Origin of the sequence: Kribbella sp. CA-245084 (genome assembly GCF_050942355.1) — a bacterium.
Lineage (GTDB): Bacteria > Actinomycetota > Actinomycetes > Propionibacteriales > Kribbellaceae > Kribbella.
This window is the reverse complement of the sequence record NZ_CP192053.1, coordinates 1,945,915-1,969,944: the sequence shown is the minus strand read 5'-3', so window position 1 is coordinate 1,969,944 and position 24,030 is coordinate 1,945,915. Positions and strand designations below refer to the sequence as shown.

Sequence of the window (24,030 nt, the reverse complement as noted above, 5' to 3'; positions counted from 1 at the left end):
CGCTATTTTTCCGTCAGCCATGTCTGTTGCAGAGTGCATGACATGGTGGATGTCTGTGTTTACGGAGGAACGGCCGCTGGCTGTGTCGCGGCGATGACGGCGTATCAGGAAGGTGCGTCGGTGGTGCTGATCGAGCCGAGTCGATGGCTCGGCGGCATGCTCGGTGCGGGGATCAAGCCGGCGCAGGACTGCCCGGTCCCGGCTGCCGCGGGCGGGCTGACGCGGGACGTCGTGTTCGGCTTCGGCAATCACCCGCACGAGGTCATGCGCGCGTTCCACAAGTGGATCGCCGCGGCCGGCATCGAGGTGATCTTCGAACGCCGCGTGCGATCGGTGACGCGCACGGGCAACCGGATCACCTCGATCGAGCTGGAGACGTCGACGCCGGACCGATGGGGCGTCCCGGCTGCCGAATCGCTGCCCGATCGCGAGATCCAGGCGGAGTTCTTCATCGACGCGTCGTACGAGGGCGACCTGATGGCCCTCGCCGGTGTCCCCTACCGAACCGGACGCGAGTCCCAGGACACCTTCGGCGAGGAGATCGCAGGCGTCCGTCCGGCCACCAACTGGACCCCGATCGACCCGTACGTCGTCCCTGGTGACAGCACGAGCGGACTGCTACCGCTGGTCGACGAGGACCACGCCCTGGCGATAGGTGCAGGCGATGACTACACGCAGGCCTACAACTACCGCTTCTACGTCACCACAGACCCTGCCAAGCGCGTGGAGCTGACACCGCCCGACAACTACTCACCGGCCGACTACGAGCTGGTCCGGCGGTACCTCGAGTACGCCGAGGACCTGTCCGGCATCTTCCCCGGCTGGATCAATTCAGGCGAGTACAACTACCAGCGTGGTTCTCTGATCACCAACGCTCCGCTCGGACTGAGCCGCGAGTACCAGGACGGCAGTTGGGCGGTCCGCTCGCGCATCTGGCGTCAGCACCTCGACTACCTCCGGGGACTGCACCACTTCCTGTCGACGGACCCGTCTGTGCCCGCAGCGTTCCGTGCGGAGACAGCTGCGTACGGACTGGACGGAAGCGTCTTCCCGGAGACAGACGGCTGGCCGCCGCAGCTGTACATCCGGGTCTGCCGGCGGCTCGAAGGCCAGTACACGATCACTCACGCCGACGTGATCAACCAGACCGAACCAGCGGACAGCATCGGTCTTGCCCTGTTCGGTGTAGACGTCTATCCGGTACGGCGCATCGCCAGCCGCAACGCATCCGGCCAGCTGGGCGTGGCCACCGAGGGTGACATGTTCATCGGCGGCCACCTGGGCACCGGCCGGCCGTACCCGGTCCCCTACCGAGCCATCACTCCGCAGCAGACCGGCAACCTCCTGGTCCCGGTCTGCCTGTCCGCGTCCCACATCGGGTACGCCGCGACGCGGATGGAACCTGTCTTCTGCGTACTCGCGGAGTCGGCTGCTGTGGCCGCAGTGCAATCGCTGAGCGCGCGGACCGATGTACAAGATGTAGATGTGGAGAAGCTGCAGGCCAGACTGCTCGAACGTGGACAGGTGCTCAGCTGGTCAAGCAATCTGTAGCCATGTGGCTGAACCCTGCCGACGCCCGGCTCGACGACCTGCTGACCGTCCTTGAGGACAAGACCGATCCGACCGACTACCCCCATGCTGCGGCCGTCGAGCAGCAGGTCCCGGTGTACGACGCCGCGCGGGTCCGGGCGGCCGATCCACGCGACGTGCAGACCGAGTTCGTCCGGGCGTTCGCCGACGGGCCGGGGATCGTCGTACTGAAAGGGGCCTTCAGCAACGATGTGGTCGATGCCACGACCGTCGAGTTCAACCGGCTGATCGACGAGCAGCACCAGTCCGGCGTCACGGCTGGCGACCACTTCGCGAAGCCGGGTGCGAACGACCGGGTCTGGAACGCGCTCGAGAAGCTCGCGGTCGGTGCGCCTGACGTGTTCACGGCGTACTACGCGAACGATCTGCTCGCGTTGGTGTCGGCGGCTTGGCTCGGGCCGGCGTACCAGGTCACGTCGCAGGTGAACGTGGTGAACCCGGACGGCGAAGGGCAGACGGTGCACCGCGACTATCACCTGGGATTCCAGTCCGACGAGGTGGCAGCGCAGTACCCGGAGCATGTGCATCGTCTGTCGTCCGTGCTGACTTTGCAGGGCGCGGTCGCGCACTGTGACATGCCGGTCGAGTCGGGACCGACGCTGTATCTGCCGCACTCGCAGAAGTACGGGCTGGGATACCTCGCGTACCGGCGGCCCGAGTTCCAGGCACATTTCGTCGAGAACCACGTGCAGCTGCCGCTGGAGAAGGGCGATGCGGTGTTCTTCAACCCGGCGCTGTTCCATGCTGCCGGGAGCAACCACTCGGCCGACATCAAGCGGATGGCGAACCTCCTGCAGGTCTCGTCCGCGTTCGGCCGCGCGATGGAGAGCATCGACCGGGCCCGGATGATAGAAGCGGTCTATCCGGCCCTGCTCGCCCTGATCGCCGTGGCCGATCCGGCAGCGATCGAGAACGTGATCGCGGCGACGGCCGAGGGCTACGCGTTCCCGACCAATCTCGATCGCGACCAGCCGATCGGAGGCCTCGCGCCACGGTCCCAGGCCGACGTACTGCGCTCAGCGGTCACGGAGCGTTGGCACCCGGACCAGTTGCACCAGGCACTCGTCGAGCACGCCGACCGGCGACAGACAGACGACAGAAACGCGTGAACGTTGGGTGAACCGCGTCCGGATCACGGGCAGCCGCTGTCGGGCCGGAGTGATCGTCAGGCAGGATGGCGCGTTCGCTGTCCGATCCGGGAGCTACCCTTACCGGCGGAACAAGCGCCTCGTGGACGAACCGCCGTACGCCGCCCGTGCGGCCGACCCTCGAAGGAGAAGGCATGGAACCGTTGCGGATCGGGATTCTCGGTGCCGCCCGGATCTCGGGCCGGGCCATTGTCGAGCCGGCCAAGCTGACCGGCGCCCGGCTGGTCGCGGTCGCCGCGCGCGACGCCGACCGCGCCGAGGCCTTCGCCGCCGAGCACGGGGTCGAACGGGTGCACGCGTCGTACCAGGCGCTGCTCGACGATCCCGAGGTCGAGGCGATCTACAACCCGCTGGCCAACGGCCTGCACGGGCCGTGGAACCTCAAGGCGCTTGCCGCGGGCAAACATGTGCTGACCGAGAAGCCGTCCGCCAGTAACGCCGCCGAGGCGAGGCAGGTGCGGGACGCCGTCCATTCGTCCGGACTGGTGTTCATGGAGGCGTTCCACTACGCGTACCACCCGGTGATGCGCCGGCTGCTGGAGCTGGTCGCCAAGGGCGAGCTCGGCGACCTGCAGCACGTCGAGACGACGATGGTGATGCCCCCGCCGCCGGAGGACGACCCGCGCTGGTCCCTGCCGTTGGCCGGCGGCGCCGTGATGGACGTCGGTTGCTACGCGCTGCACGCCCAGCGGATGTTCACGCCGTACGCCGGCGGCGCGCCGCGGCTCGTCAGCGCGCGGGCCGGTGAGCGGAAGCGGCTGCCTGGCGTCGACGAGTGGCTGAACGCCGACCTGGAGTTCCCGAACGGCGCGACCGGTGCGGTGCGGACCAGCATGGCGGCCGAGGAGGTCGAGTTCAGCCTCAAGGTCGTGGGCAGTCGCGGTGAGGCGTTCGCGCCGTTCTACGTGCTGCCGCAGCGCGACGACCGCGTGGTGGTGACGACCAAGGAGGACACCTGGGTCGAGCACCGCGGCACGCGGACGTCGTACACCTATCAGCTCGAGGCTTTCACCGGGGCCGTCCGCAACGGCGCCCCGGTGCTCACCGACGTCGACGACGCGCTAGCGACGATGGAGCTCATCGACGCCTGCTATGTGGCCGCCGGGATGACGCCGCGGCCTGCATCTGCCCTCTGAGCGGCGGCGCGCGCGAACGCCCGGATGAACGGGTGGGGTCGCGTGCCGTCGCCGGCCAGTTCCGGCTGGAAGAGCGTGGCGAGATAGAACGGGTGATCGGGTAGCTCCGCGATGCGCGGATCGCCCTCGTCGTCGTACCCGCTGAAGACCAGGCCGTGCTCGCGGAGCAGGTCGAGCCTGGTGGTGTCGAGGCCGTACGAGCAGTGGTAGCGCTCCATCGACCTCTCGACGCCCAGGAGCGCGGCTGCCCGGGTGCCTGGGGTCACCTGGATCGCGCCCTCATGACCGTCGAGTGAGCACGCGAGCGGGACGATCAGCAGGTCGTCGGCGTCCGGGGTGCTCTCGCCGTGCTGGGCCTGCGACGCACCGCAGACGTTGCGGGCGAACTCGAGCATCGCGTGCTGGAACCCGGCACACGTGCCGAGGAACGGGATGCCGCGCTCGCGGGCGATCCGGATCGCGGTGATCGCGCCGGCCTCGCTGTGGTACGGGCTGCCAGGGAGGAGCCAGATCCCGTCGAAGCCTTCGAGGGACTCGTCCACCTGCTCGGTCGGGATCCAGTAGGCGTCGAAGTCGAGGTTGTCGCGGTCACGCAGGCGGTCGAGGAGCCCGGGTACGCGGACGTGCGAGCGGACATGCGGCGAGCGATCACCGACGAGGGCGATGCGTCCGGAGTAGGCGTTCATGGCTCCATCCTCACGGTGATGCTTGTATCAGCGCCAACGATGATCTCTGCACTGTGCATAAGCGATACTGATCCGCGTGGATCCTCATCTGCTCCGGACGTTCGTGACGGTGGCCGAATGCGGCTCGTTCTCCGCCGCGGCAGAACGCCTCGGCTACACCCAGTCAGCCGTCTCCCAGCACATCTCCGCCCTCGAGAACGACCTGGGTACGCCGCTCCTCCGCCGCCGCCCGGTCACCCCGACCCCGGCCGGCGAACGCCTCCTCGAACACGCCGCCCCCATCCTCCTCCGCCTGGCCACCGCCCGGGCCGACGTACGCCGCACCCTCGCCCAACCACCGACCACTCTGACCCTGGCAGCCACACCACTGGCCACCGCCGGCGCCGCAGCTCAGCGCGGCGCGCTCGCCGTGGCGTTGCGTGAAGTACGGCGGTCGCACCCAGGCACCGAGGTGACTCTGACTGTCTGTGGCCGGGACGAGGTTGTGGAGGGTGTGGCTGCCGGGACCTTCGCCATCGGACTCGTCGACGGAGTAGCCGCCCCGAGTGATCCGCTTCGGCTCTCGGACGCCGTGCATCTGCGCACCACGCCGGTCGCGCACGACGATCTGATTGTTGCCCTCCCCAACGACCATCCGTTGGCCGGCCGGCGAGGCCTGTCCTTGCAGGACCTCACCGACGCCCGCTGGATCGACGCACCGGACCTCGCCGCGCCGCTCGCCGTCCTGCGCGCAACCACCGGCTCCAACGGTTTCCGCTCGGCCTTCACTTACGCCGGGACCGACCTCCACACCCTCCTCACCCTGATCACCAGCGGCCATGGCCTGGCCGTCCTGCCCCGATCAGCTCCAGCTCAGGCGGCTGTGCCTTTGACCAGTCCGCGCCTGGTCCACCGAACAGAGCTCCTCCACGGCGACCTGTCCGAACCAGCCGCCCTTCTACTCTCGAATCTCAAGTAGTTGCTCGAGGCCCGCACGAGTCATCGGCCGGTCGAGCACCCCGACCGCCTCGCGCTCGGCAAACTCGGCGTGGTCGGAGTCCTGCGGATCGATCGCCTCGCAGATCGCGTTGTACGCCCAGTTCAGCCAGCCGCTGATCGCCACGCCGAACGAGGACAGCTCCATCGCCGGCCACTCGCCGTACCCCTCCCGGAACGCCGCGAGCGCCTTGTGATTGACGGTCGGCCGCATCACCCACTGCGTCAGCGCCGATCCCAGTTCCAGCGCAGGCGTCATCGAGCCGGTGAAGTCCCACTCCATCACGATCAGCTCGTCGTCACGCCCCAGCCGGACATGCGTCGGGATCAGATTGCTGTTGCAGAGAATGAGCTCCGCCGGATCGACCTCTGCCTCGATCGTCTGCAGATCAAGCCACAGCGGCAGCACCGCCTCCAGCCGATCAGCCCACGGCTTGCCGGCTGTCCGGGCCCGCTCGAGCAGTTTGTCCCACTCAGATTCAGGCCGCCGCCACACGACGTACGGACTCATCGGCATCTCAGTCGGAAGCGCCAGCGCATGCAGCTTCCCGTACGCCGCACCCGCGCGTCGCGCCACCACCGCGGACACAGGCAACGCCGGCGATGGCCCCACCTCGAGCCACTCGTGCACGCGCCAGTTCTCGCCCTGCACGCTCTCGACCAACCGCCCCTGTGGACTCCGTACGGCGACCGGCGCGGCCACTCCCACCGCCGCCGCAGCATCGCGCAGTCGAGCGCCGAGCTCCGCCTGCTCTTCGGTGATCCAGTCAAAGACCGTGACCGCCAACCACCGCCCCCTGTCGGTGGCGAGGTCCCAGCACCGCCCCATCGCCGTGAACGACACAGGTCGCGGCGGGCGAACCATGGCGCCTAGGCCGAACGCTTCGGACAAAGCGTCCGCCAGTCCGTCCGGCGCGGCGGGTGTCACCCCGAGCCGGCGCTCGACTTCGGCCTTCAACGCCGGCCAGTCGCGCAGTCCATACTCGCCCGCCAGCGCCCGCTGCGCATCCGCCAACGAGGCGTCAGGCTTGCTCTCGCGGAGCGCGGCCAGCAGGTCCTTGGCCTCTTTCCGCAGGAACTCGAGGTTCGGCCGATCCGGAAGCAGTTTCATGACGCGTCCTCTCCAGCCCGGACTCGCACGGGCCGCAAGAGAGCGTCGACAACCGCGCTCAGCCCAGAGGAACGTGAGGTGGCTTCCAGCCTTCCGGCGAGTCTCGACGCGTCCTCACGACGCCCTCAAGAAGTTACCCAACCTCGTTCGACCGGTCAACGCCCGGAAGCTCCCTGGCACGGGGCCAGGGAGCTCGGCTACTCGGCCACGCCGAGCAGCTGACGGTTACTTCCGTCCCTGCTTGGTGGGCGGGATGATCGCGCTATCGGCCGGCTTGGCCTTCGGCTGTTTGGGTTGCTTGGGTTTGCGGACCTCACGTCCGCCTTTGCTCTTCGACATGACGCACTCCCGGGGCTGATGTTCGCTGAGGTGGGCAGGGCCGACAGGTCCTTCGTACGCCGCGGTACTCCTCATGCCCCGGGGGTTGCGTTCGACGCTACACCCCGGCGGCCGCGGTGAGCAGCGTTTTGGCGGCGTACTCGATGCCTTCGAGCTGGCCGAGCTCCTGGTCCTCGTGTTCGATGTTGACGGCCATGTCGGGATCGATCCGCTTGATCGCGGCGAGGAAGGCGGTCCAGAACGCGACGTCGTGGCCGCGCCCGACGGCGACGAAGTCCCACGAGGAGTTCTCCGGCCAGCGGCTGAGCGTGTCCTTGCCGCCGAGGCCGATGGCGCCCGGATCGGTGGGCAGCACGCGGCCGAAACGGTCGTCGAGTACGCCGTTGATCTTGGCGGCCTCGTTGATCCGGGTGTCCTTCGCGGCCGCGTTGTAGACAAGCCCGCCGAGGCTGTCGAGCGCCGCGACCGGGTCGATCCCCTGCCAGAACAGGTGGCTCGGGTCCATCTCGGCGCCGACATGCGTCGCGTTGATCTCCTCCGCGAGCCGCACCATCGTGGCCGGGTTGTAGACGAGGTTGTGCGGGTGCATCTCGATCGCGATCTTCACGTCGGCGGCGGCGGCGCGGGCCTGGATGTCCTTCCAGTACGGAATCGCCACCTCGTTCCACTGGTAGTCGCGGGCGTCCAGGTACACGCTCACCCAGGGCAGCACCGTCCACGACGGCGCCGTACCGCCGGCGTGCGCTTCCGGCAGGCCGGACATCGTGACGACCCGCTTCACGCCGAGGAGTGCGGCCAACTCGATCGCGTCGATCACGTCCTGGCCGTGCTTGCGGCGTACCTCGGGATCGGGGTGCAGCGGGTTGCCGTTGCAGTTCAGCGCGGTCAGCGTGATGCCGACGGCGTCGAACTGGGCGAGGTACTCGTCACGCGCGTCCTGACTGGCGCGGATGTCGTCGATCGGCAGGTGCGGAGCGGGCAGGAAGCCGCCCGAGTTGATCTCCGCACTGTCCAGCCCGAGACCGCTCAGCGTCTTGAGCGCGTCGGCAAGGGGTACGTCGTGCAGGCAGGCGGTGTAGGCGCCGAGCTTCATGGTGAGGTCCTTGATCAGTCGATGGTGACGGCAGCGCCGCCGGAATGGGCTGAGGAGACGACTGCGCCGAGCAGCCGCAGATTGCGGAGACCGTCCTCGAACGTCGGGCACTCCGGCAGTCCGTCGACGCCGGCCACCTGACCGAGGAAGGCCCTGGCCTGGAAGGCGAACAGGTCGTTCTGTCCGTGGCCGACACCGGGGAAGTCCATCGGCAGACCACCGGTGATGTACGGGTGCTCAGGTCCGACCAGCACCTGGCGGTACCCGTTGGTCGCGTGCGGCGCTTTCCCGTCGACGAAGCCGAACTCCGACGCGCGGGCAAGGTCGAACGTCGCCGCACCCTGCTCGGCGAAGATCTCGAAGCCGAGCCCGTTCGGGTGTCCGTACGCCGTCCGCGAGGCCGACAACGTCGCGGTAGCCCCGGACGCGAACCGGGCGGTGAAGCTGACCAGATCCTCGTTCTCGACGGGCTCGGTCTCCTCGCTCACCTCCGCCAACGCATGCCCGACGACCGCGCCGATCGGCAGGTGCCGCTCGGTGATGTACGTCGCCAGTACGGCGCCACTCACCGACTCGATCGGCCCGCACAGGAACTCGGCCAGATCGACCAGGTGCGCACCGATATCCGCGAGCGCGCCCGATCCCGGACCGCCCTTGTAGCGCCAGCTCATCGGGCCGAGCGGGTCGCAACCGTAGTCACACCAGTAGTGCCCGTCGAGATGCACCGGGCGGCCGATCGAGCCTAGTTCGAGCTGAGCGCGGATGGCGTTGATCGCGGGCGAGCGGCGGAAGGTGAAGCCGGTCGCGGCCTGCCGGCCGAACGCCTGCGCGGCCGCGACCATCGCCGTCGCGTCCTCGACGCTCGGCGCGAGCGGCTTCTCGCACAGCACATGCTTGCCCGCGGCAAGCAATCCCTCGACGATCTCGCGGTGCAGGGTGTTCGCGACGACCACGCTGACGACGTCGATGTCGGGCGCCTCGGCGATCGCCTGCCAGCTGGTCTCGGCCCGCTGGTACCCGAACCGGTCGGCGGACTCCTTGGCGACCGCGGCGTTCACGTCACCGACGGCGACGAACCGCACCTCGGGCAGGCCGGCGCCGTGGATCGCGGTCGCGGACCGGTACCCGGCCAGGTGCGCCCGACCCGCCATCCCCGCACCGATCACAGCCACCCCGATGGACGAAGCTGACATGGTTTCTCCTACGCTGGTGAGGTTTCAAGCGCTTTAAGACTCTAGTACTATGATTGTCCTGACAAATCACTGTCAAGGGCTCGGAACCAGGAGAATCGTCGGCATGAGCGATCGAGGTACGACGGGGCGGCGGCCGCGGCTGGAGGACGTGGCGGCGGCGATCGGGATGTCGCCGTCGTCGGTGTCGCTGGCGCTGTCCGAGCGGCCGGGGCCGAGTGAGGAGACGCGACGACGGGTGCGGGAGGCGGCGGATCGGCTCGGGTACCGGCCTGATCGGACCGCGAGTCTGCTGGCGCGGCGGCGTACCCGGCTGCTGGGAGTCATGCTGGACATCCGCAGTCCGTTCCATGCCGAGCTGGTCGAGGATCTGCATCACGCCAGCGCGGGTCGCGGGTATGAGTTGGTGCTGAGCACGGTCACGGCGGAGCGCGACGAACGGCGGGCTGTCGAGACGCTGCTGGACTTCCGGTGTGAGGCGCTGATCCTGCTCGGTCCGGCGGGGGCGATCCCGCACCACCAGCTGCCGGTTGTGGTGATCGGCAAGCAGAGCGGGAGCGACTTCGACGTGGTGCGGGCCGCGGATGATCTCGGCGTGGCGCAGGCGGTCGCGCACCTGGTGGAGCTCGGCCACCGCGACATCACGTTCATCGACGGCGGCAAAGGCCCGATCGCCGCCCTCCGCCGCCGCGGCTACCGCACCGCCATGCGCGACCAGGGCCTCGCCGACAACCTTCACATCATCCCCGGCGGCCACGACGAACGCGCCGGCGCCCGCGCCGCCCAGGCCCTCCTCGACTCCGGTGACCTACCGACGGCTGTCGTTGCCTCCAACGACATGTGCGCCGTTGGTCTGCAGGATGCGTTCACGCGAGCCGGCGTGCAGGTGCCGGAGGACGTCTCGCTCGTCGGGTATGACAACAGCACGCTGGCTCGGCTTGCGCATATCGACCTCACGTCGGTCGATCAGGACACGACCCAGCTGGCGAAGCATGCCGTCGAAGCAGCAGCCGATCGTCTGGAGAACGGCCGGACCACCACCGAGGAGTTCGTCCTCACCCCACACCTCGTCGTCCGAGGCAGCACAGCACGTCCGAGGTGATCTGCAGCTCGACAGGTAGTGCGCCTGTGTACGCCGTACGCGCGGAGCAGATTCACGCTCAGGTGCACTACCCAACCACCCGGAATTGCCCGACACCTCCTGTTGAGCTGCCGGTCAGCTGACCGGTACGCCGGACTCCGCCGACTGCCTCACCTGCTCGAGCACCCGCGCCTGCTCGACCGCGTCCTCCCGGCCGAACCCGAGCTCCCCCTCACCACTCAGGTACGCCGACACCGTCTCGAACTCGATCCGGTACACGTCGGGCTCCGCACCGGTCAGCCGGTACGACCCCTCCGGATCCACCGGCACCCGCTCCGCAACCCCGTCCCTGACCAGCTCGACCCCGCCGTCGCGGCAGACCCACGGATCGCCGACCACGATCTTTCCCGCCGTACCTATGAGCTCGAGCTCGTCGCGACGAGGAAGATCGAGGCCGACGTCCAACTGCGCGAGTACGTCGTCCGGCATCCGCAGCGTCGCCGCGAGCCGGAGGTCGACTCCGTCACCAGCAGTGTCGATCACCTGCTCGGCGTACACCCGCTCCGGCTTGCCTGCGAAGAGCCGGATCGCACTCACGCAGTAGCACCCGAGATCAAGCAGCGCGCCGCCACCGAGCGCGCGGGATCGCCTGATGTCTCCGGTCCCCACACTCACGCTCAGCGCGGCACGGACCGTGGTCAACCGCCCGATCGCACCCTCCGCGACGAGTCTGCGTGCCAGCAACGTCTGCGGATGGTGCCGGTACATCAACCCCTCGACGCAGTTCACGCCAACCGCTGCATCGAAGCAACGAGACGCGTCGGAAGCGCTGGTGGCGAAGGGCTTCTCGGTCAGCACATGCTTGCCGGCGGCAAGCGCTTTGAGCGTCCACTCCGTGTGCAGCGCGACCGGCAACGCGACGTACACCGCGTCGACGTCCGGGCTGGCGAGCAGTTCGTCGTACGAACCGAACGCCAGCTCGAGACCGCACTCGTCGGCGAACTTCTGTGCCTTCGCGACCTCGCGGCTCGCCACCGCGACGAAGCGGGTCCGCGACGAGCCGGCGGTCGCGTCCACGACCACCCGCCCGATCGCGGCCGTGGACAGCAGACCCCAACGAACCACGGGCTCAGTCGTGCGTCGGGAAGCCGAGGTTGATCCCGCCGTGCGACGGGTCCAGCCAGCGCGACGTGACAACCTTGCCGCGGGTGAAGAAGTGCACGCCCTCGGTGCCGTGCGCGTGCGTGTCACCGAACAGCGAGTTCTTCCAGCCGCCGAACGAGTAGTACGCCATCGGGACCGGGATCGGCACGTTGATACCGACCATCCCGACCTCGACCTCGTTCTGGAACCGTCGCGCGGCGCCGCCGTCGTTGGTGAAGATCGCCGTCCCGTTGCCGTACGGATTCGAGTTCACCAGGTCGAGCGCGTCGTCGTACGACGCCGTACGCAGGACGGACAGCACCGGGCCGAAGATCTCGTCGGTGTAGACCGACATCTCCGGGGTGACCTTGTCGAACAATGTCGGGCCGAGCCAGAACCCGTCGGCCGCGCCGTCGAAGTCGCCTTCGCGCCCGTCGACGACCAACTCGGCGCCTTCCTCGACACCGGCAGCGACGTACCCCGAGACCTTGTCGCGGTGCGGACCGGTGACCAGCGGGCCCATGTCGCAGCCGCGCGTCCCGTCGCCGGTCTTCAGCTTGCCCATCCGCTCCGTGATCTTGCCGATCAACTCGTCCGCGATCGGCTCGACCGCGACCAGCGCGGAGATCGCCATGCAGCGCTCGCCGGCCGAACCGAAGCCGGCATTAACCGCGGCGTCGGCGGCGAGGTCGAGGTCGGCGTCCGGCAGCACGATCATGTGGTTCTTCGCGCCGCCGAGGGCCTGCACCCGCTTGCCGTTCTTGGTGCCGTTTTCGTAGACGTACTTGGCGATCGGGGTCGAGCCGACGAACGAGACCGACTTGATGTCCGGGTGCTCGAGCAGGCGGTCGACGGCCTCCTTGTCGCCGTGCAGGACGTTCACGACGCCGTCCGGCAGGCCGGCCTCCTTCCACAGCTCCGCCATCGCGTTCGCCGCCGACGGGTCCTTCTCGGACGGCTTTATCACCACACTGTTGCCACAGGCAACCGCGATCGGGACGAACCACATCGGCACCATGGCCGGGAAGTTGAACGGCGAGATCACCGCGCAGACACCGAGCGGCTGGCGGATCGAGTACACGTCGACCTTCGTCGACACGCCCTCGCTGAACCCGCCCTTGAGCAGGTGCGGGATACCGCAGGCGAACTCGATCACCTCGAGACCGCGGGTCACCTCACCGAGCGCGTCGGACAGCACCTTGCCGTGCTCGGCGGTGATGATCGCGGCGATCCGCTCCTTGTCCCGGTTCACCAGCTCGCGGTACGCGAACAGGACCTGGGCGCGCTTGGTGAGCGACGTCTGCGCCCAGCTTCGCGACGCCTCGTGGGCGACCTTCACGACCTCGTCGACGGTCGCGGCCGAGGCGAGGTCGAGCTCGCCGCTGACGGCCCCCGTCGCCGGGTTGTAGACCTTGCTCGTCCGCTCCGAGACCCCGGTCCACGGGGCGCCGGCAACCAGGTGGGTGATTCGCTCGGTACTCACAGGTGCATCCCTTGTTTCGTCATAAGTTCGGTGATCTTGTCGCGCATGAAGGTGCTCGACTTGCGGGCGCGTTCCTCCCACGCGAAGACACAGGTGGTCACGGTGCCATTGAAACCCGCCGCGGCCAGTGCCGCGAACATCTCGTCGAAATCGACCTCGCCCTGGCCGATGTCCAGGTGCTGGTGCACGCGGACGGTGGAGCCGGGCGGGTTGACGATGTAGCGCAGGCCGGATGACCCGGTGTGGTCGAACGAGTCCGCCACGTGGATATTTGTCACCAATTCACCTGCGTAACTGATGATCCCGGGCGCGTCGTTGCCCATGTGGAACGTGTGCGGAGCGCAGTACAGGAAGGTGACCAGCGGGCTGTTGATGCCGCGGATCAGGTCGACCGCGGCCTTCCCGTCCTCCTCGAAGTCGTCCGGGTGCGGCTCCAGCGCGAGTTTGACGCCCTCGCGCTCGAACACCGGCAGCAGCTCCTCGAGCGAGCGCCAGAACTGAGCCTCGCTGCGGGCCGCCAGCTCGGGCCGGCCGTTGAACTCCGAGTTCATCGTGTCGGCGCCGAGCCCAGCGGTGATCTCGATCGCGCGCTTCCAGTACCGGACGGCGGCCTGCCGGTCGTCCTCGTCCGGGCCGGACCACTTGAACAGCGGCAGCACGCTCGAGATGCCGACCCCGGCCGCGGCCAGTTCCTTCTTGAAGGCGGTCACGGTCGCGTCGTTCACGCGCGGGTGGTTGAAGAACGGGATGAAATCGTCCCGGGGCGACAGCTCGATCCACTTGTAGCCGAGCTCGGCGACCAGGCGCGGCAGCTCGAGCAACGGCGTCCTGCGGAACATGTACGGGTCCAGGGCGAGTTTCATCCGTCACCCCTTCGCGTAGAAGTCGGGGCGTTCGTGCGAGGCGACCTCGACCCGCTGACCGGTCCGCAACGCCTCGATGCAGGTGTCCGACGCCACCGCCGCGAGATGACCGTCCCACGCGCTCGGGCCGGTGAACCCACCGGACGCGACCGCATCGATCCAGTCCTGCAGCTCGATGTCGTACGCGCGGATGAACCGCTCCCGCCAGTCCGCCGGCACACGTCCGGCGTACCGGCCGTCGTTCTTCACGACCGCGGCGCCCGTCTCCGCGAGCGCCGCCGTACCGAACTCGCCGACGACCTCGCCGCGGATGTCGTACCCGAAGCGGATGTTCATCGACAGCTCGACGTCGACGAGGATGCCGCTCGCCATCTCCAGCAGCAGCACCAGCGGGTCCTGCATGTCGTCGGCGGCGTTGCTGTTGCGTCGCGGCTTGAGGACCGTTGCCGCCGCGATGTCCTCGTCGAACATCCACCGCACCAGGTCGATCTCATGGATCGCGGAGTCGGTGATGATCATCTCGGTGGTGAACCCGTACGGCGGGACGGACGGGTTGCGATGCGCGCAGTGCATCAGCAACGGCGCACCGATCGATCCGTCGTCGACGGCCCCCTTCACCGCCTGGTACGCCGCGTCGTACCGGCGCATGAACCCGACCATCACGAGCCGCCGCCCGCTGGCGACCTCGGCGTCGACGATCCGCCGGCAAGCCTCCTGCGTGGTGGCCAACGGCTTCTCGCAGAACACCGGCTTGCCCGCCTCGATGGCGGCGAGCACGAACTCTTCGTGCGTCGGCCCCCACGACGTCACCAGTACGGCGTCGACTGCGTCGTCCCGGATCACGTCCTGCCCGGTCGAGTGGACCGTGCAGCTGGACAGACCGTCCGCCACCGACTGTGCGCGGGCCGGATCCACGTCCGTGATCGCGACCACCTGCGCGCCGGACAGCACGTGCGTGAGCCGGCGGATGTGGTCCTGCCCGATCATGCCCACGCCGATCACTCCGACCCGGACCGTCATGACTGGTCACCTCCGATTCCCACGCTGCGCAGATAGTCGTACGTCCGCCGTGCGATCGGCCCGGGTACGTCGAACTCGCACGGATACAGGTCCTGCTCGACGATGACGAACAGGTCGTCCCGGTCGAGCGCCTCGAGCGCCCGGACGATCGGCTCGACCTTCGGCTCGGCGTTCGGCGGCTCGGCCATCACCCCGCGTTTGACCGCCTCGCCGAACGGCAGGTCCTCGGCGTCGACGACCTTCAGCACGTCCGGATCGACGCCCTTGATGTGCAGGAACCCCAGCCGCTCCGGGTACTTCTCGATGATCGCGACGTTGTCGCCGTGGCGGTAGGCGAGGTGCCCGGTGTCCAGACACAGCGACACGTACTGCGGGTCCGTGTCGTGCAGGAATCGCTCCACCTGGATCTGCGTCTCCACGTGCGAATCCGCATGCGGGTGGAACGCCAGGGTCAAGCCGTACTCCTCGCCGATGACCCGGCCGAGCTCGTTGTTCTGCCGGATCAACGTGTTCCAGCTGTCGGCGTCGAGCTCACGGCTCGACGTGACCGCACCGGTCTTCCCGTCCCGGTACTCCCCGGGCAGGATCACCAAGAACTTCCCGCCGACCGCGGTGATCAGCTCCGCGACCCGCCGGGCCTCGGCCAGCGTCGGCTCCCACTGGCTGCGGTCGTGCAGTGGGGCGCCGACGGCCTGGCCCGAGGCCCGGAGACCGCGCTTGCCGAGCTCGTCGGTCAGCCGGGCCGGATCGGTCGGCAGGTACCCGTACGGGCCGAGCTCGATCCACTGGTAGCCGACACCGGACAACTCGTCCAGGAACCGGTCCCACGGCGTCTGCTGCGGGTCGTCGGCGAACCAGATCCCCCAGGAGTCCGGGCAGCTGCCCAGATGCAGCTGGGGGCCGTCGATCGTCGTCATGAATCAGTGGTCCTTCCGGATGCGGTCGATTCGGAGATGCCGAGCTCCTGTACCTCGGCCACCTCGGCCTGCATTTCCTCCGCCACCTCCGCGGCCAGACCTCCACCGCTCTGGAGCTCGTGGTGCAGCTCCTCGAGCTCGGCGCCACCGGCCATCAGGGCGGTCAGCTCGTCCCGGGTGATCTCGTCCTTCGCGTGGTATCCGAGGACCCTGCCGCGTTTGAGCAGCAGGAAACGGTCGCCGACCGGGTACGCGTGGTGCGGGTTGTGGGTGATGAAGATGACGCCGAGGCCGCGTTCGCGGGCCTGGATGATGTACTTCAGCACCACGCCGGACTGCTTGACGCCCAGCGCCGCGGTCGGCTCGTCCAGGATCAGCACCTTCGCGCCGAAGTACACCGCCCGGGAGATCGCGACACACTGCCGCTCCCCTCCGGACAGCGTGCCGATGGGCTGGTCGACGTCGCGCAGGTCGATGCCCATGTCGAGCAGCTCTTTCTTCGTGGTACGCCGCATGAAGTCGATGTCCAGCCGGCTGAGCGGCCCGAACTTCCGCCGTACCTCGTTGCCGAGGAAGAAGTTGCGCCAGACCGGCATCAACGGCACGACTGCCAGGTCCTGGTACACGGTGGCGATCCCGCGCTCGAGTGCCTCGCGGGGCGAGCCGAACGTGACCGCCTCGCCCTCGACCTCGTAGGTGCCGTGACTCGGTTTGTGCAGGCCGGCGATGATCTTGATCAGCGTCGACTTGCCCGCGCCGTTGTCGCCGAGCACGCAGGTCACCTCGCCCGCGTCCACCTCCAGCGACACACCGCCGAGGGCGATGATGTTGCCGTAGTTCTTGTCGCAGCCGGTCAGACGGACCAGTGGCGCCTTGGCCGGCGCGTCCTTCAGCGTTGCGGTCATCGGGATGCCTCCGCACGTCGACGGATGTAGTTGTTGAGCAGGATCGCGCCGAGCAGCAGGACGCCGACGAAGAAGTAGAACCAGTCCGGGTTCCAGCCGGCCAGCGTGATGCCCTGGTTGGACATCCCGAAGATCAGCGCTCCGATCGCCGCACCGACCGCCGAGCCGTAGCCGCCGGTCAGCAGACAGCCGCCGACGACCGCCGCGATGATGTAGTAGAACTCGTTGCCGACGCCGTTGCCGGACTGCACGGTGTTGAACGCGAACAGGTTGTGCATGCCCATGAACCAGCCGGTGAACCCGACGGCCATGAACAGCCCGATCTTCACCTTCCGGACCGGTACGCCGACTGCGCGCGAACTGTCCGCCGAGCCGCCGACCGCGAAGATCCAGTTCCCGACCCGCGTGCGCAGCAGGACCCACGTCGCCACCAGAACGAAGAGGATCCACCACAGCAGCGTGATCTTGAGCTCCGCGCCGCCGACCGTGACCGAGGAGGCGAAGACCTTCCGGGCCGACGTGAACCCGTCCATGTTCGAGACGTCGTCGGTGGCCACGTTGCCGGTGATCACCTTGGTCATACCGAGGTTGAGGCCGCGCAGCATGAAGAACGTCCCGAGGGTGACCAGGAAGCTCGGGATGCCGGTCCGCACTACCAGCCAGCCGTTGATGAAACCGATCACCAGCGAGAACACCAGCGCCAGTACGACGGCCAACCAGACGTTCGTGCTGAGCTGGAAGGCGAACATCGCCGCGAACAACGCCGAGCTGATCACCGCGACACCCGCGGAGAGGTCGAACTCGCCGCCGATCATCAGCAGGGCCACCGCGACCGCGGGAATGCCGTACGTCGAGCTGACGTAGAGCACGGTCGCCAGCGCGCCGGCGCCGCGGAACGGTTCCGCGACCGCATAGAAGAAGATGAAGATCAGGATCGCGCCCGCGAGGGCGCCGACCTCCGGACGTCCCATCAGACGCTGGAGCAGCGACTTCTGCTTGACCCGCTCGTCCCGCGCCGCCGGGGCGGGGGCTGGAGCGGCCACTGTCTTACTCATCCGATACCTCCGGTTCCCGGGGCTCCGGGCCTGCCCGCCTGCGGCAGGCGAGGCCCGGAATCACACCTAGCGGGTGCCACCCGACGCGAACTTCGCGAACGCGTCGACGTTGGACTTGTCGACGAAGTACGGACCAGTGGGAACCGTCAGACCGCCACCGATGACGTTGCCGTTGGTCTTGTAGAGCCACAGCGAGTCGACCGCGAGATAACCCTGCAGGTACGGCTGCTGGTCGATGACGAACTGCACCTGCCCGTTCTTCACCGGGTCGATGATCTGCGGGTTGCTGTCGAACGTGCCCAGCTTGGCCGAGCTGCCGGCCGCCTTGATCGACTGGATCGCGGTGAGTGCGATCGGCGCGCCCAGGGTGATCACGTAGTCGATCGTCTTGTCCTGGGTGAGTTTCGCCGTGATCGTCGACTGCACGGACGGCATGTCGAGCTGGTTCACATACAGCTTGTCGTACTTGCCGCCGGCCGCGGTGAAGCCCTTCTGGACACCGTTGCAGCGGGTCTCCAGCGCGAGCGAACCCTGCGCCTGCGGCACACAGAGGATGTGCTTGGCGCCGGCCTCGGCCGCACGCTTGCCGGCCTGTTCACCGGCCTCTTCCTCGTTCGAGCCGAAGTACGACAGCGCGCCGCTCTCCTGCCAGGCCTGGAAGCCTTGGTTGAAGACGACGACCGGGATCCCGGCGGCGTTCGCCTTCTTCACCATCGGCGTGATCGCGGCCGGGTCGGACAGCGTCAGCGCGATCCCGTCCACCTTGCTGTCGATCGCACTCTGGATCAGGCTCGCCTGCTTGGTCGAGTCCGGGTCGGACGAGTACTTCAGATCGACATTGTCCTTCGACGACGCCGCGTTGGCGCCCTTGCGGATGATGTCCCAGAACGTGTCGCCCTGGGCCGCGTGGGTGATCATCGCGATCGTGATCTTCGGCGTGTCCGCCTTACCTGCTGCTGCGGCGTTCGCGGAGGTGTCCGTGGACTTCTTCCCCCCGCTGCTGCTGCACCCTGCCGCTGTGACCACCAGACCCACAGCGAGGGCGGCAGACAGCAACCGCCTCCTTGACTTGTACATCTTTGCTTCCCCTTCGTGGAGGAGTCATCTGCGTGCGGAGCCGGATGGATCCCGGCCCGTGAATCGCGTACCCCCGTGCACTGCGGGCCGCCGTCAGTCGTCCACCTCCCGCGTGTACGTCACCGGCGCCATGTAGGCGCGCTGCCCCGCCTTGGACTCCTCGTACGCCGCCCGCGCCGTCGAGGTCGACTCGAGCGTCGACACCTCGCTGACCGGGACGTCCCACCAGGACTCGCTGTCCGGAGCGCCGATCAACGGATCGGTCCGGACGTGGATCACCATCGGCCCGGCCGCGGCCTTCGCGATGCCGATCGCCTTCTCCAGTTCGGCGCGGCCGTCGACCTCGATCACCTCGACGCCCAGGCTGCGGGCGTTCGCGGCGAGGTCCACGGGCAGGTAGTCGCCGTCCAGCCGGCCGTCGCCCGAGCGGTAGCGGTACGACGTACCGAACCGTTGGGAGCCGAGCGACTCCGAGAGCGCGCCGATCGACGCGAAGCCGTGGTTCTGCACCAGGACCACGATCACCTTGACGTTCTCCTGGACCGCGGTCACGAGCTCGGTCGCCATCATCAGGTACGAGCCGTCGCCGACCATCACGAACACATCCCGATCAGGTGCGCCGAGCCGTACGCCGATGCCGCCGGCGATCTCGTAGCCCATGCAGGAGTAGCCGTACTCGACGTGGTACCCCTTGCCGTCGCGGGTCCGCCAGAGTTTGTGCAGGTCGCCCGGCATCGAACCGGCCGCACAGACGACGACGTCGCGTGGGTCGGAGAGCTCGTTCACACAACCGAGCACTTCGCCCTGCGTGAGCAGGCCTGCGGCCAGCTTCCCGGTCACCTCGGCCGGCGGGTTGTAGGTGCGCTCGACGATCGCGTCCCACTCCTGGGCGAGTTGGAGCGACTCGGCGCGGTACTCGTCTTCGACCGACCAGCCGTTGAGCTTTGCCGTCAGTGCGGTCAGCGCCTCGCGGGCATCGGCCACAACCGGAAGGCCGGCGTGCTTGCCGCCGTCGAACCTGGCGACGTTGAGGTTGACGAACCGGACGTCGGGGTTCTGGAACGCGGTGCGTGACGCGGTGGTGAAGTCGGCGTACCGGGTGCCGATGCCGATCACCAGGTCCGCGGATTCGGCGATCGCGTTGGCCGCCGTCGTACCCGTCGAGCCGATCGCGCCGAGGGACTGCGGATGATCGTAGGGCAGGGACCCTTTGCCTGCTTGGGATTCACCGACCGGGATGCCGGTCGCCTCCGCGAACGTTCGCAGTACGTCGTTGGCTCCGGAGTACGCGACGCCGCCGCCGGCGACGATCAGCGGACGGCGCGAGGTGCGGATCAGCTCGGCGGCCTGATCGAGGATGGTTGTCTCAGGCAACGGTCGCGCGACGTGCCACTCGCGCTCGGCGAACAGTTCCTCGGGCCAGTCGAACGCTTCGGCCTGCACGTCCTGCGGCAGCGCGACGGTGACCGCGCCGGTCTCGACCGGGTCGGTGAGTACGCGCATGGCGTTGAGCAGTGCGGACGGGAGCTGCTCGGGGCGGCTGACGCGGTCGAAGTACCGCGAGACCGGGCGGAACGCGTCGTTCACGCTGATGTCGCCGGCGCCGAGGTTCTCCAGCTCCTGCAGTACGGGCGTGGCGATCCGGGTGGCGAACGTGTCCGACGGAAGCAGCAGGACCGGCAGCCGGTTGACGGTCGCCAGCGCGGCGCCGGTGATCATGTTGGTCGAGCCCGGGCCGATGCTCGCCGTACAGGCGTAGGTCTGCAGGCGGTTCGTCGTACGGGCGAAGGCGGCGGCGGTGTGGACCATGGCCTGCTCGTTGCGGGCCAGGATGTACGGCAGCGCGTCGGGATCCGCCAGCTCGGACTGCAGCAGCGCCTGGCCGACGCCGGCCACGTTGCCGTGACCGAAGATGCCGAAGCATCCGGCGAAGAGCTTCTGCCGTTGGTCGTCGCGCTCGGAGTACTGAACACTCAGGAAGCGCACGAGGGCCTGGGCGACCGTGAGGCGGACCTTCATGACTCTTCTGCTCCTTGTCCGAACGGCAGGCGGGGATCGATCTGTTGGGAGTTCCACAGTTCGCGGACCCAGGCGTGTTGCGGGTCGTCGGTGATCAACCATTGCCGCTCGGTGCCGGGGCCGGACATCACGTTGAGGTAGTACATGTCGTAGCCGGGCGGCGCCATCGCCGGACCGTGCCAGCCGTGCGGGACGAGCACCAGGTCACCGCTGCGCACCTCGGCCAGTACGTCGATCGGCCGGTCGTCGGTCCCGTACACGCGCTGGTAGCCGATCGGATCGTTGCCCTTCACACCTTCCGGTACGTCGTCGGACAGCTGCAGCTCGAAGTAGTAGATCTCCTCGAGCTCGCTCTCCTTCCCCGGCTTGTGCTCGTCGTGCTTGTGCGGCGGGTACGACGACCAGTTGCCGGCCGGCGTGATCACCTCGCAGGCGATGATCGAGTCGGCGTCGAGGACACCGGGTACGCCGAAGTTCCGGACCTGGCGCGACGAGACGCCGGCGCCGCGGAGCTCGGTCTCGACGTCGCCGGCCGCGATCCGCTGGAACGGGAGGTCGCTCGCGGCCTTGGCGTTCGGGAACGCGATCCTCGCGCCGCCTGCGCTGACTACCGCGAACGTCGTGTTGCGCGGGACGTAGGCAAGGTCCGTCGTACCGGCGAAGACATCTGCGCGACCGCCGAGCGGGACCGAGTCCCCGTCGACGATCACCTCGGCCGATCCGCTGAGCGGGAGGACGATGTACTCGCACTCTCCGGTGTCGATCTCCACCGACTGGCCTGGGAGGAGCGTGCGGATGGAGAGTCCGGTGTGGTGCCAGTCGGGCTCGCCCGGCCGGACCATCAACTCGAAGCCTTCGTACGCCGTTGACCCAGCGGGCCGGAACCATTCGGTCATGCGGCGCCTCCGTGGACGAGCATCGCGGCGTGGTCGACGGCTGCGGCTACGTCACCGCCAGGTGGGAAGAGGAGCGCCCGGCCGACGACGAGACCGCGTACCGAGGGGAGGCTGAGCGCCTTGCCCCAGGATGCGTACGTCGCTTCCGGTGCGACCGTCGGATCGCCGCCGAGGAGCAGGGTCGGGAGGGTCGTTGCCTCCATCACCCTTTCCAGTTCGTCGACCACTGGCAGCTTGAGCCAGGTATATGCGCTCGTCGCGCCGAGGGCGGAGGCGATGTGGATCGACTTGATCACCGAGTCCGGGTCGAGCAAGTTGGTCACCCGGCCGTCCTCGGTGCGGGTCGACCAGAACGGCTCGACCATCGCCATCAGCTTGTGCTCGGCCAGACCGGTGACCGCGGCGGCGCTCGACTCCAGGGTGGAGACGGTGCCGGGATCGCCGAGGTCGATGCGGGTCAGCATCTTGCCGCCGTCGAGCCGGCGGGCAGCGATCTCTTCGGCGGTCCGGTAGGCCGTGAAGCGGTCGTCGACCTCGAAGGCGGCGCCTTGCAGGCCGCCGCGGTTCATCGAGCCGATGACGACCTTGCCTTCCAGCGCTCCGAGAAGCAGAAGGTCTTCGAGGATGTCCGGGGTTGCCAGGACGCCGTCGACGCCGGGGCGTTCGAGGGCGGTCATCAGGCGGGCGATCAGGTCCGGGCGGCTGGCCATCGCCATCCGGTCGCCCCTCACCCCGAGCGCCCCTCGCGCCGGGTGGTCGGCGGCAACAATCAGCAGCCTGCCGTCGTCACCCACCAAGGCGCGCGTCCGCCGCTGCTGCCAGGCCTCGGCCAGCCGCTCCGGATGCCGCACCCGAATCTCCGTCAGCTCCGCCAACCGATCCCCATACTCTCCGTACCGCGGCTGAACGGCCTGCTCCACAGGCAGTTCAAGATCCCCGATCACCGTGGTCTGCCCATCCGGCGACCACTCCCCCCGCTGTACGCCGGCCTGCTGCACCACGGGCCGCTCAACCGTCGGCTCCTCCGACCCAGGCCGCGAAACTGCACGCTGAGCAGGCCCCGCCGAGGTGCCGGAGCTCGCGGTGTTGCTGTGCACGGGACGGTCGGCAGCAACCGTCGGATCGTTCGGCCCGGGCCCCGGGCGCTGGGCGACAACTGTCGGGTCGTTCGCGCCCGGCTGCGGCGCGAACGGCGAGTCGCTCGGTGGGCGGCGGACCGCGATTGTGGGGTCGTTGGGGCCCGGTTCGTAGATGGTTTCTTGGTCGGGGGTGGGGCGTTGGATGGGGATGGGGCGGGCGTCTTCGTCGTACGGGTCCTGGTCTCGTCTGGTCATGAGGGGTCACCCAACTTGGACAGGACTTCTTCGGTGGTGGGCATGGCGGTGGAGCATTCGAGGCGGGAGGCGACGATGGCGCCGGCGATGTTGGCGAAGCGGATGACCTTTTCGAGGGGCCAGCCGGACAGCAACCCGTGGCACAGTGCGCCGCCGAAGCCGTCGCCGGCGCCGAGGCCGTTGACGACCTCGACCGGGTACGGCGGGACCTCGACGCGCTCGTCGCGAGTCCGCGCCAACGTCCCGCGCGGGCCCTGCTTCACGACAGCAAGATCCAGCCCACGATCGAGCAGCGCCTGCGCCGCCTTGTCCGGGTCCGTCTCGCCGACCGCGACCTCACACTCCTCACGGTTGCCTACAGCAACCGTGCAGTACTCCAGCGCCCGCGACACCTGCTCGTGCGCCTCGCTCGGATCGGCCCAGAACATCGGCCGGTAGTCCAGGTCCAACACCGTGATCGGCCGCCGCTCGCGCGCTTCCCAGGCAGCGAAGTGCGCCGACCGCGACGGCTCCGCGGACAGCCCGGTCACCGTCGACCAGTAGATCCGCGCCTCCCGGATCGCGTCCAGGTCGAGCTCGGACGGGTTGATCACCAGGTCCGGCGCCTTCGGGAACCGGTAGAAGTACAGCGGGAAGTTGTCCGGCGGGAAGATCTCGCAGAACGTGATCGGCGTCGGCAACCCGTCGACCGGCGAAACGAACCGGTCATCGACGCCGAGCTCGCCCAACGTCCGGTGGATGAAGGTGCCGAACGGATCGTTCCCGGTCCGGCTGATCACCGCCGACTTCCGCCCGTGCCGCGCCGCCGCGACGGCAACGTTCGTCGCGCTCCCGCCGAGGAACTTCCCGAACGATTCCACGTCCTCCAGGTGCGTCCCGGCCTGCAACGGATACAGGTCGACCCCGATCCGCCCGATCGTCAATACGTCGTCCATCGTCAGACCATCCCATCCACCCGGGTCGGCGCGA

General features: G+C 68.3%; 21 protein-coding genes. 5 read left to right on the top strand and 16 right to left on the bottom strand.

From position 1 onward, the window contains the following. Positions 1-93: 93 nt before the first annotated feature. From ACQPYH_RS09580 to ACQPYH_RS09570, 3 genes are all read left to right on the top strand, one after another. The gene (locus ACQPYH_RS09580) at positions 94-1,551 is read left to right on the top strand and encodes an FAD-dependent oxidoreductase (RefSeq protein ID WP_432889152.1); all 1,458 of its coding nucleotides are present in this window, start codon (positions 94-96) and stop codon (positions 1,549-1,551) included. A 2-nt stretch (positions 1,552-1,553) separates the two neighbouring features. After that, positions 1,554-2,699 (top strand): phytanoyl-CoA dioxygenase family protein, encoded by a 1,146-nt coding sequence (locus ACQPYH_RS09575; protein WP_432889150.1) that lies wholly within the window; start codon positions 1,554-1,556, stop codon positions 2,697-2,699. Positions 2,700-2,872: 173 nt separating this feature from the next. Then, positions 2,873-3,874 carry a Gfo/Idh/MocA family protein gene (locus ACQPYH_RS09570; protein WP_432889148.1) on the top strand — a complete coding sequence of 334 codons (1,002 nt, stop codon included), beginning with the start codon at positions 2,873-2,875 and terminating at the stop codon, positions 3,872-3,874. Here the strand turns inward: ACQPYH_RS09570 and ACQPYH_RS09565 are convergent. Further along, entirely contained in the window at positions 3,829-4,560 is a 732-nt protein-coding gene (locus ACQPYH_RS09565; protein ID WP_432889146.1) for a CTP synthase C-terminal region-related (seleno)protein, read from the bottom strand. The two genes, ACQPYH_RS09570 and ACQPYH_RS09565, sit on opposite strands and share 46 nt — an antisense overlap. A gap of 76 nt (positions 4,561-4,636) precedes the next feature. On the opposite strand from ACQPYH_RS09565, the gene ACQPYH_RS09560 reads away from it, so the two are divergent. Continuing rightward, positions 4,637-5,518 (top strand): LysR family transcriptional regulator, encoded by an 882-nt coding sequence (locus ACQPYH_RS09560; RefSeq protein WP_432889144.1) that lies wholly within the window; start codon positions 4,637-4,639, stop codon positions 5,516-5,518. Here ACQPYH_RS09560 and ACQPYH_RS09555 read toward each other — a convergent pair. From ACQPYH_RS09555 to ACQPYH_RS09545, 3 genes are all read right to left on the bottom strand, one after another. Then, entirely contained in the window at positions 5,498-6,646 is a 1,149-nt protein-coding gene (locus ACQPYH_RS09555) for a hypothetical protein (RefSeq protein ID WP_432889142.1), read from the bottom strand. The two genes, ACQPYH_RS09560 and ACQPYH_RS09555, sit on opposite strands and share 21 nt — an antisense overlap. 436 nt (positions 6,647-7,082) lie before the next feature. After that, on the bottom strand, positions 7,083-8,078 hold the full coding sequence (locus tag ACQPYH_RS09550) for a sugar phosphate isomerase/epimerase family protein (protein WP_432889140.1): 996 nt from the start codon (positions 8,076-8,078) through the stop codon (positions 7,083-7,085). 14 nt (positions 8,079-8,092) lie between these two features. Beyond that, the gene (locus tag ACQPYH_RS09545) at positions 8,093-9,271 is read right to left on the bottom strand and encodes a Gfo/Idh/MocA family protein (protein ID WP_432889138.1); all 1,179 of its coding nucleotides are present in this window, start codon (positions 9,269-9,271) and stop codon (positions 8,093-8,095) included. 103 nt (positions 9,272-9,374) lie between these two features. Between ACQPYH_RS09545 and ACQPYH_RS09540 the strand changes: the two genes are divergently transcribed. Then, a complete protein-coding gene (locus ACQPYH_RS09540; protein ID WP_432889136.1) occupies positions 9,375-10,370 on the top strand; it encodes a LacI family DNA-binding transcriptional regulator in 996 nt (331 codons plus the stop codon). A 114-nt stretch (positions 10,371-10,484) separates the two neighbouring features. On the opposite strand, the gene ACQPYH_RS09535 is transcribed toward ACQPYH_RS09540, so the two are convergent. The 12 genes from ACQPYH_RS09535 to iolC form a co-directional block, all read right to left on the bottom strand. Next, a complete protein-coding gene (locus ACQPYH_RS09535) occupies positions 10,485-11,474 on the bottom strand; it encodes a Gfo/Idh/MocA family protein (protein ID WP_432889134.1) in 990 nt (329 codons plus the stop codon). A 4-nt stretch (positions 11,475-11,478) separates the two neighbouring features. Next, entirely contained in the window at positions 11,479-12,975 is a 1,497-nt protein-coding gene (locus tag ACQPYH_RS09530) for a CoA-acylating methylmalonate-semialdehyde dehydrogenase (RefSeq protein ID WP_432889133.1), read from the bottom strand. Next, the gene (locus ACQPYH_RS09525) at positions 12,972-13,838 is read right to left on the bottom strand and encodes a sugar phosphate isomerase/epimerase family protein (RefSeq protein ID WP_432889131.1); all 867 of its coding nucleotides are present in this window, start codon (positions 13,836-13,838) and stop codon (positions 12,972-12,974) included. The genes ACQPYH_RS09530 and ACQPYH_RS09525 overlap by 4 nt, the downstream gene beginning before the upstream one ends. A 3-nt stretch (positions 13,839-13,841) precedes the next feature. Then, positions 13,842-14,858 (bottom strand): Gfo/Idh/MocA family oxidoreductase, encoded by a 1,017-nt coding sequence (locus tag ACQPYH_RS09520; protein WP_432889129.1) that lies wholly within the window; start codon positions 14,856-14,858, stop codon positions 13,842-13,844. After that, complete coding sequence (locus tag ACQPYH_RS09515) at positions 14,855-15,775, bottom strand: sugar phosphate isomerase/epimerase family protein (protein ID WP_432889127.1); 921 nt, start codon at positions 15,773-15,775, stop codon at positions 14,855-14,857. The genes ACQPYH_RS09520 and ACQPYH_RS09515 overlap by 4 nt, the downstream gene beginning before the upstream one ends. After that, complete coding sequence (locus tag ACQPYH_RS09510; protein ID WP_432889125.1) at positions 15,772-16,680, bottom strand: ATP-binding cassette domain-containing protein; 909 nt, start codon at positions 16,678-16,680, stop codon at positions 15,772-15,774. The genes ACQPYH_RS09515 and ACQPYH_RS09510 overlap by 4 nt, the downstream gene beginning before the upstream one ends. After that, positions 16,677-17,735: an ABC transporter permease gene (locus ACQPYH_RS09505; RefSeq protein ID WP_432889123.1), complete on the bottom strand. Its 1,059-nt coding sequence runs from the start codon at positions 17,733-17,735 to the stop codon at positions 16,677-16,679. The genes ACQPYH_RS09510 and ACQPYH_RS09505 overlap by 4 nt, the downstream gene beginning before the upstream one ends. A 66-nt stretch (positions 17,736-17,801) precedes the next feature. After that, a complete protein-coding gene (locus ACQPYH_RS09500) occupies positions 17,802-18,812 on the bottom strand; it encodes a sugar ABC transporter substrate-binding protein (RefSeq protein ID WP_432889121.1) in 1,011 nt (336 codons plus the stop codon). A gap of 93 nt (positions 18,813-18,905) precedes the next feature. Continuing rightward, complete coding sequence (gene iolD, locus ACQPYH_RS09495; RefSeq protein WP_432889119.1) at positions 18,906-20,831, bottom strand: 3D-(3,5/4)-trihydroxycyclohexane-1,2-dione acylhydrolase (decyclizing); 1,926 nt, start codon at positions 20,829-20,831, stop codon at positions 18,906-18,908. Continuing rightward, positions 20,828-21,727, bottom strand: coding sequence for a 5-deoxy-glucuronate isomerase (gene iolB / locus ACQPYH_RS09490; RefSeq protein ID WP_432889117.1), 900 nt, complete (start codon positions 21,725-21,727; stop codon positions 20,828-20,830). The genes iolD and iolB overlap by 4 nt, the downstream gene beginning before the upstream one ends. After that, entirely contained in the window at positions 21,724-22,602 is an 879-nt protein-coding gene (locus ACQPYH_RS09485; protein WP_432894366.1) for a Cgl0159 family (beta/alpha)8-fold protein, read from the bottom strand. The genes iolB and ACQPYH_RS09485 overlap by 4 nt, the downstream gene beginning before the upstream one ends. 455 nt (positions 22,603-23,057) lie before the next feature. Continuing rightward, on the bottom strand, positions 23,058-23,996 hold the full coding sequence (gene iolC, locus ACQPYH_RS09480; RefSeq protein ID WP_130444743.1) for a 5-dehydro-2-deoxygluconokinase: 939 nt from the start codon (positions 23,994-23,996) through the stop codon (positions 23,058-23,060). Positions 23,997-24,030 lie beyond the last annotated feature (34 nt).

Coding starts and splice junctions, on each gene's coding strand:
- ACQPYH_RS09515 (WP_432889127.1), bottom strand. CDS start 15,775: ATGACGACGATCGACGGCCCCCAGCTGCATCTGGGCAGCTGCCCGGAC.
- ACQPYH_RS09565 (WP_432889146.1), bottom strand. CDS start 4,560: ATGAACGCCTACTCCGGACGCATCGCCCTCGTCGGTGATCGCTCGCCG.
- ACQPYH_RS09570 (WP_432889148.1), top strand. CDS start 2,873: ATGGAACCGTTGCGGATCGGGATTCTCGGTGCCGCCCGGATCTCGGGC.
- ACQPYH_RS09525 (WP_432889131.1), bottom strand. CDS start 13,838: ATGAAACTCGCCCTGGACCCGTACATGTTCCGCAGGACGCCGTTGCTC.
- ACQPYH_RS09545 (WP_432889138.1), bottom strand. CDS start 9,271: ATGTCAGCTTCGTCCATCGGGGTGGCTGTGATCGGTGCGGGGATGGCG.
- ACQPYH_RS09555 (WP_432889142.1), bottom strand. CDS start 6,646: ATGAAACTGCTTCCGGATCGGCCGAACCTCGAGTTCCTGCGGAAAGAG.
- ACQPYH_RS09510 (WP_432889125.1), bottom strand. CDS start 16,680: ATGACCGCAACGCTGAAGGACGCGCCGGCCAAGGCGCCACTGGTCCGT.
- ACQPYH_RS09580 (WP_432889152.1), top strand. CDS start 94: ATGACGGCGTATCAGGAAGGTGCGTCGGTGGTGCTGATCGAGCCGAGT.
- iolC (WP_130444743.1), bottom strand. CDS start 23,996: ATGGACGACGTATTGACGATCGGGCGGATCGGGGTCGACCTGTATCCG.
- ACQPYH_RS09575 (WP_432889150.1), top strand. CDS start 1,554: ATGTGGCTGAACCCTGCCGACGCCCGGCTCGACGACCTGCTGACCGTC.
- ACQPYH_RS09500 (WP_432889121.1), bottom strand. CDS start 18,812: ATGTACAAGTCAAGGAGGCGGTTGCTGTCTGCCGCCCTCGCTGTGGGT.
- iolD (WP_432889119.1), bottom strand. CDS start 20,831: ATGAAGGTCCGCCTCACGGTCGCCCAGGCCCTCGTGCGCTTCCTGAGT.
- ACQPYH_RS09550 (WP_432889140.1), bottom strand. CDS start 8,078: ATGAAGCTCGGCGCCTACACCGCCTGCCTGCACGACGTACCCCTTGCC.
- ACQPYH_RS09520 (WP_432889129.1), bottom strand. CDS start 14,858: ATGACGGTCCGGGTCGGAGTGATCGGCGTGGGCATGATCGGGCAGGAC.
- iolB (WP_432889117.1), bottom strand. CDS start 21,727: ATGACCGAATGGTTCCGGCCCGCTGGGTCAACGGCGTACGAAGGCTTC.
- ACQPYH_RS09505 (WP_432889123.1), bottom strand. CDS start 17,735: ATGAGTAAGACAGTGGCCGCTCCAGCCCCCGCCCCGGCGGCGCGGGAC.
- ACQPYH_RS09540 (WP_432889136.1), top strand. CDS start 9,375: ATGAGCGATCGAGGTACGACGGGGCGGCGGCCGCGGCTGGAGGACGTG.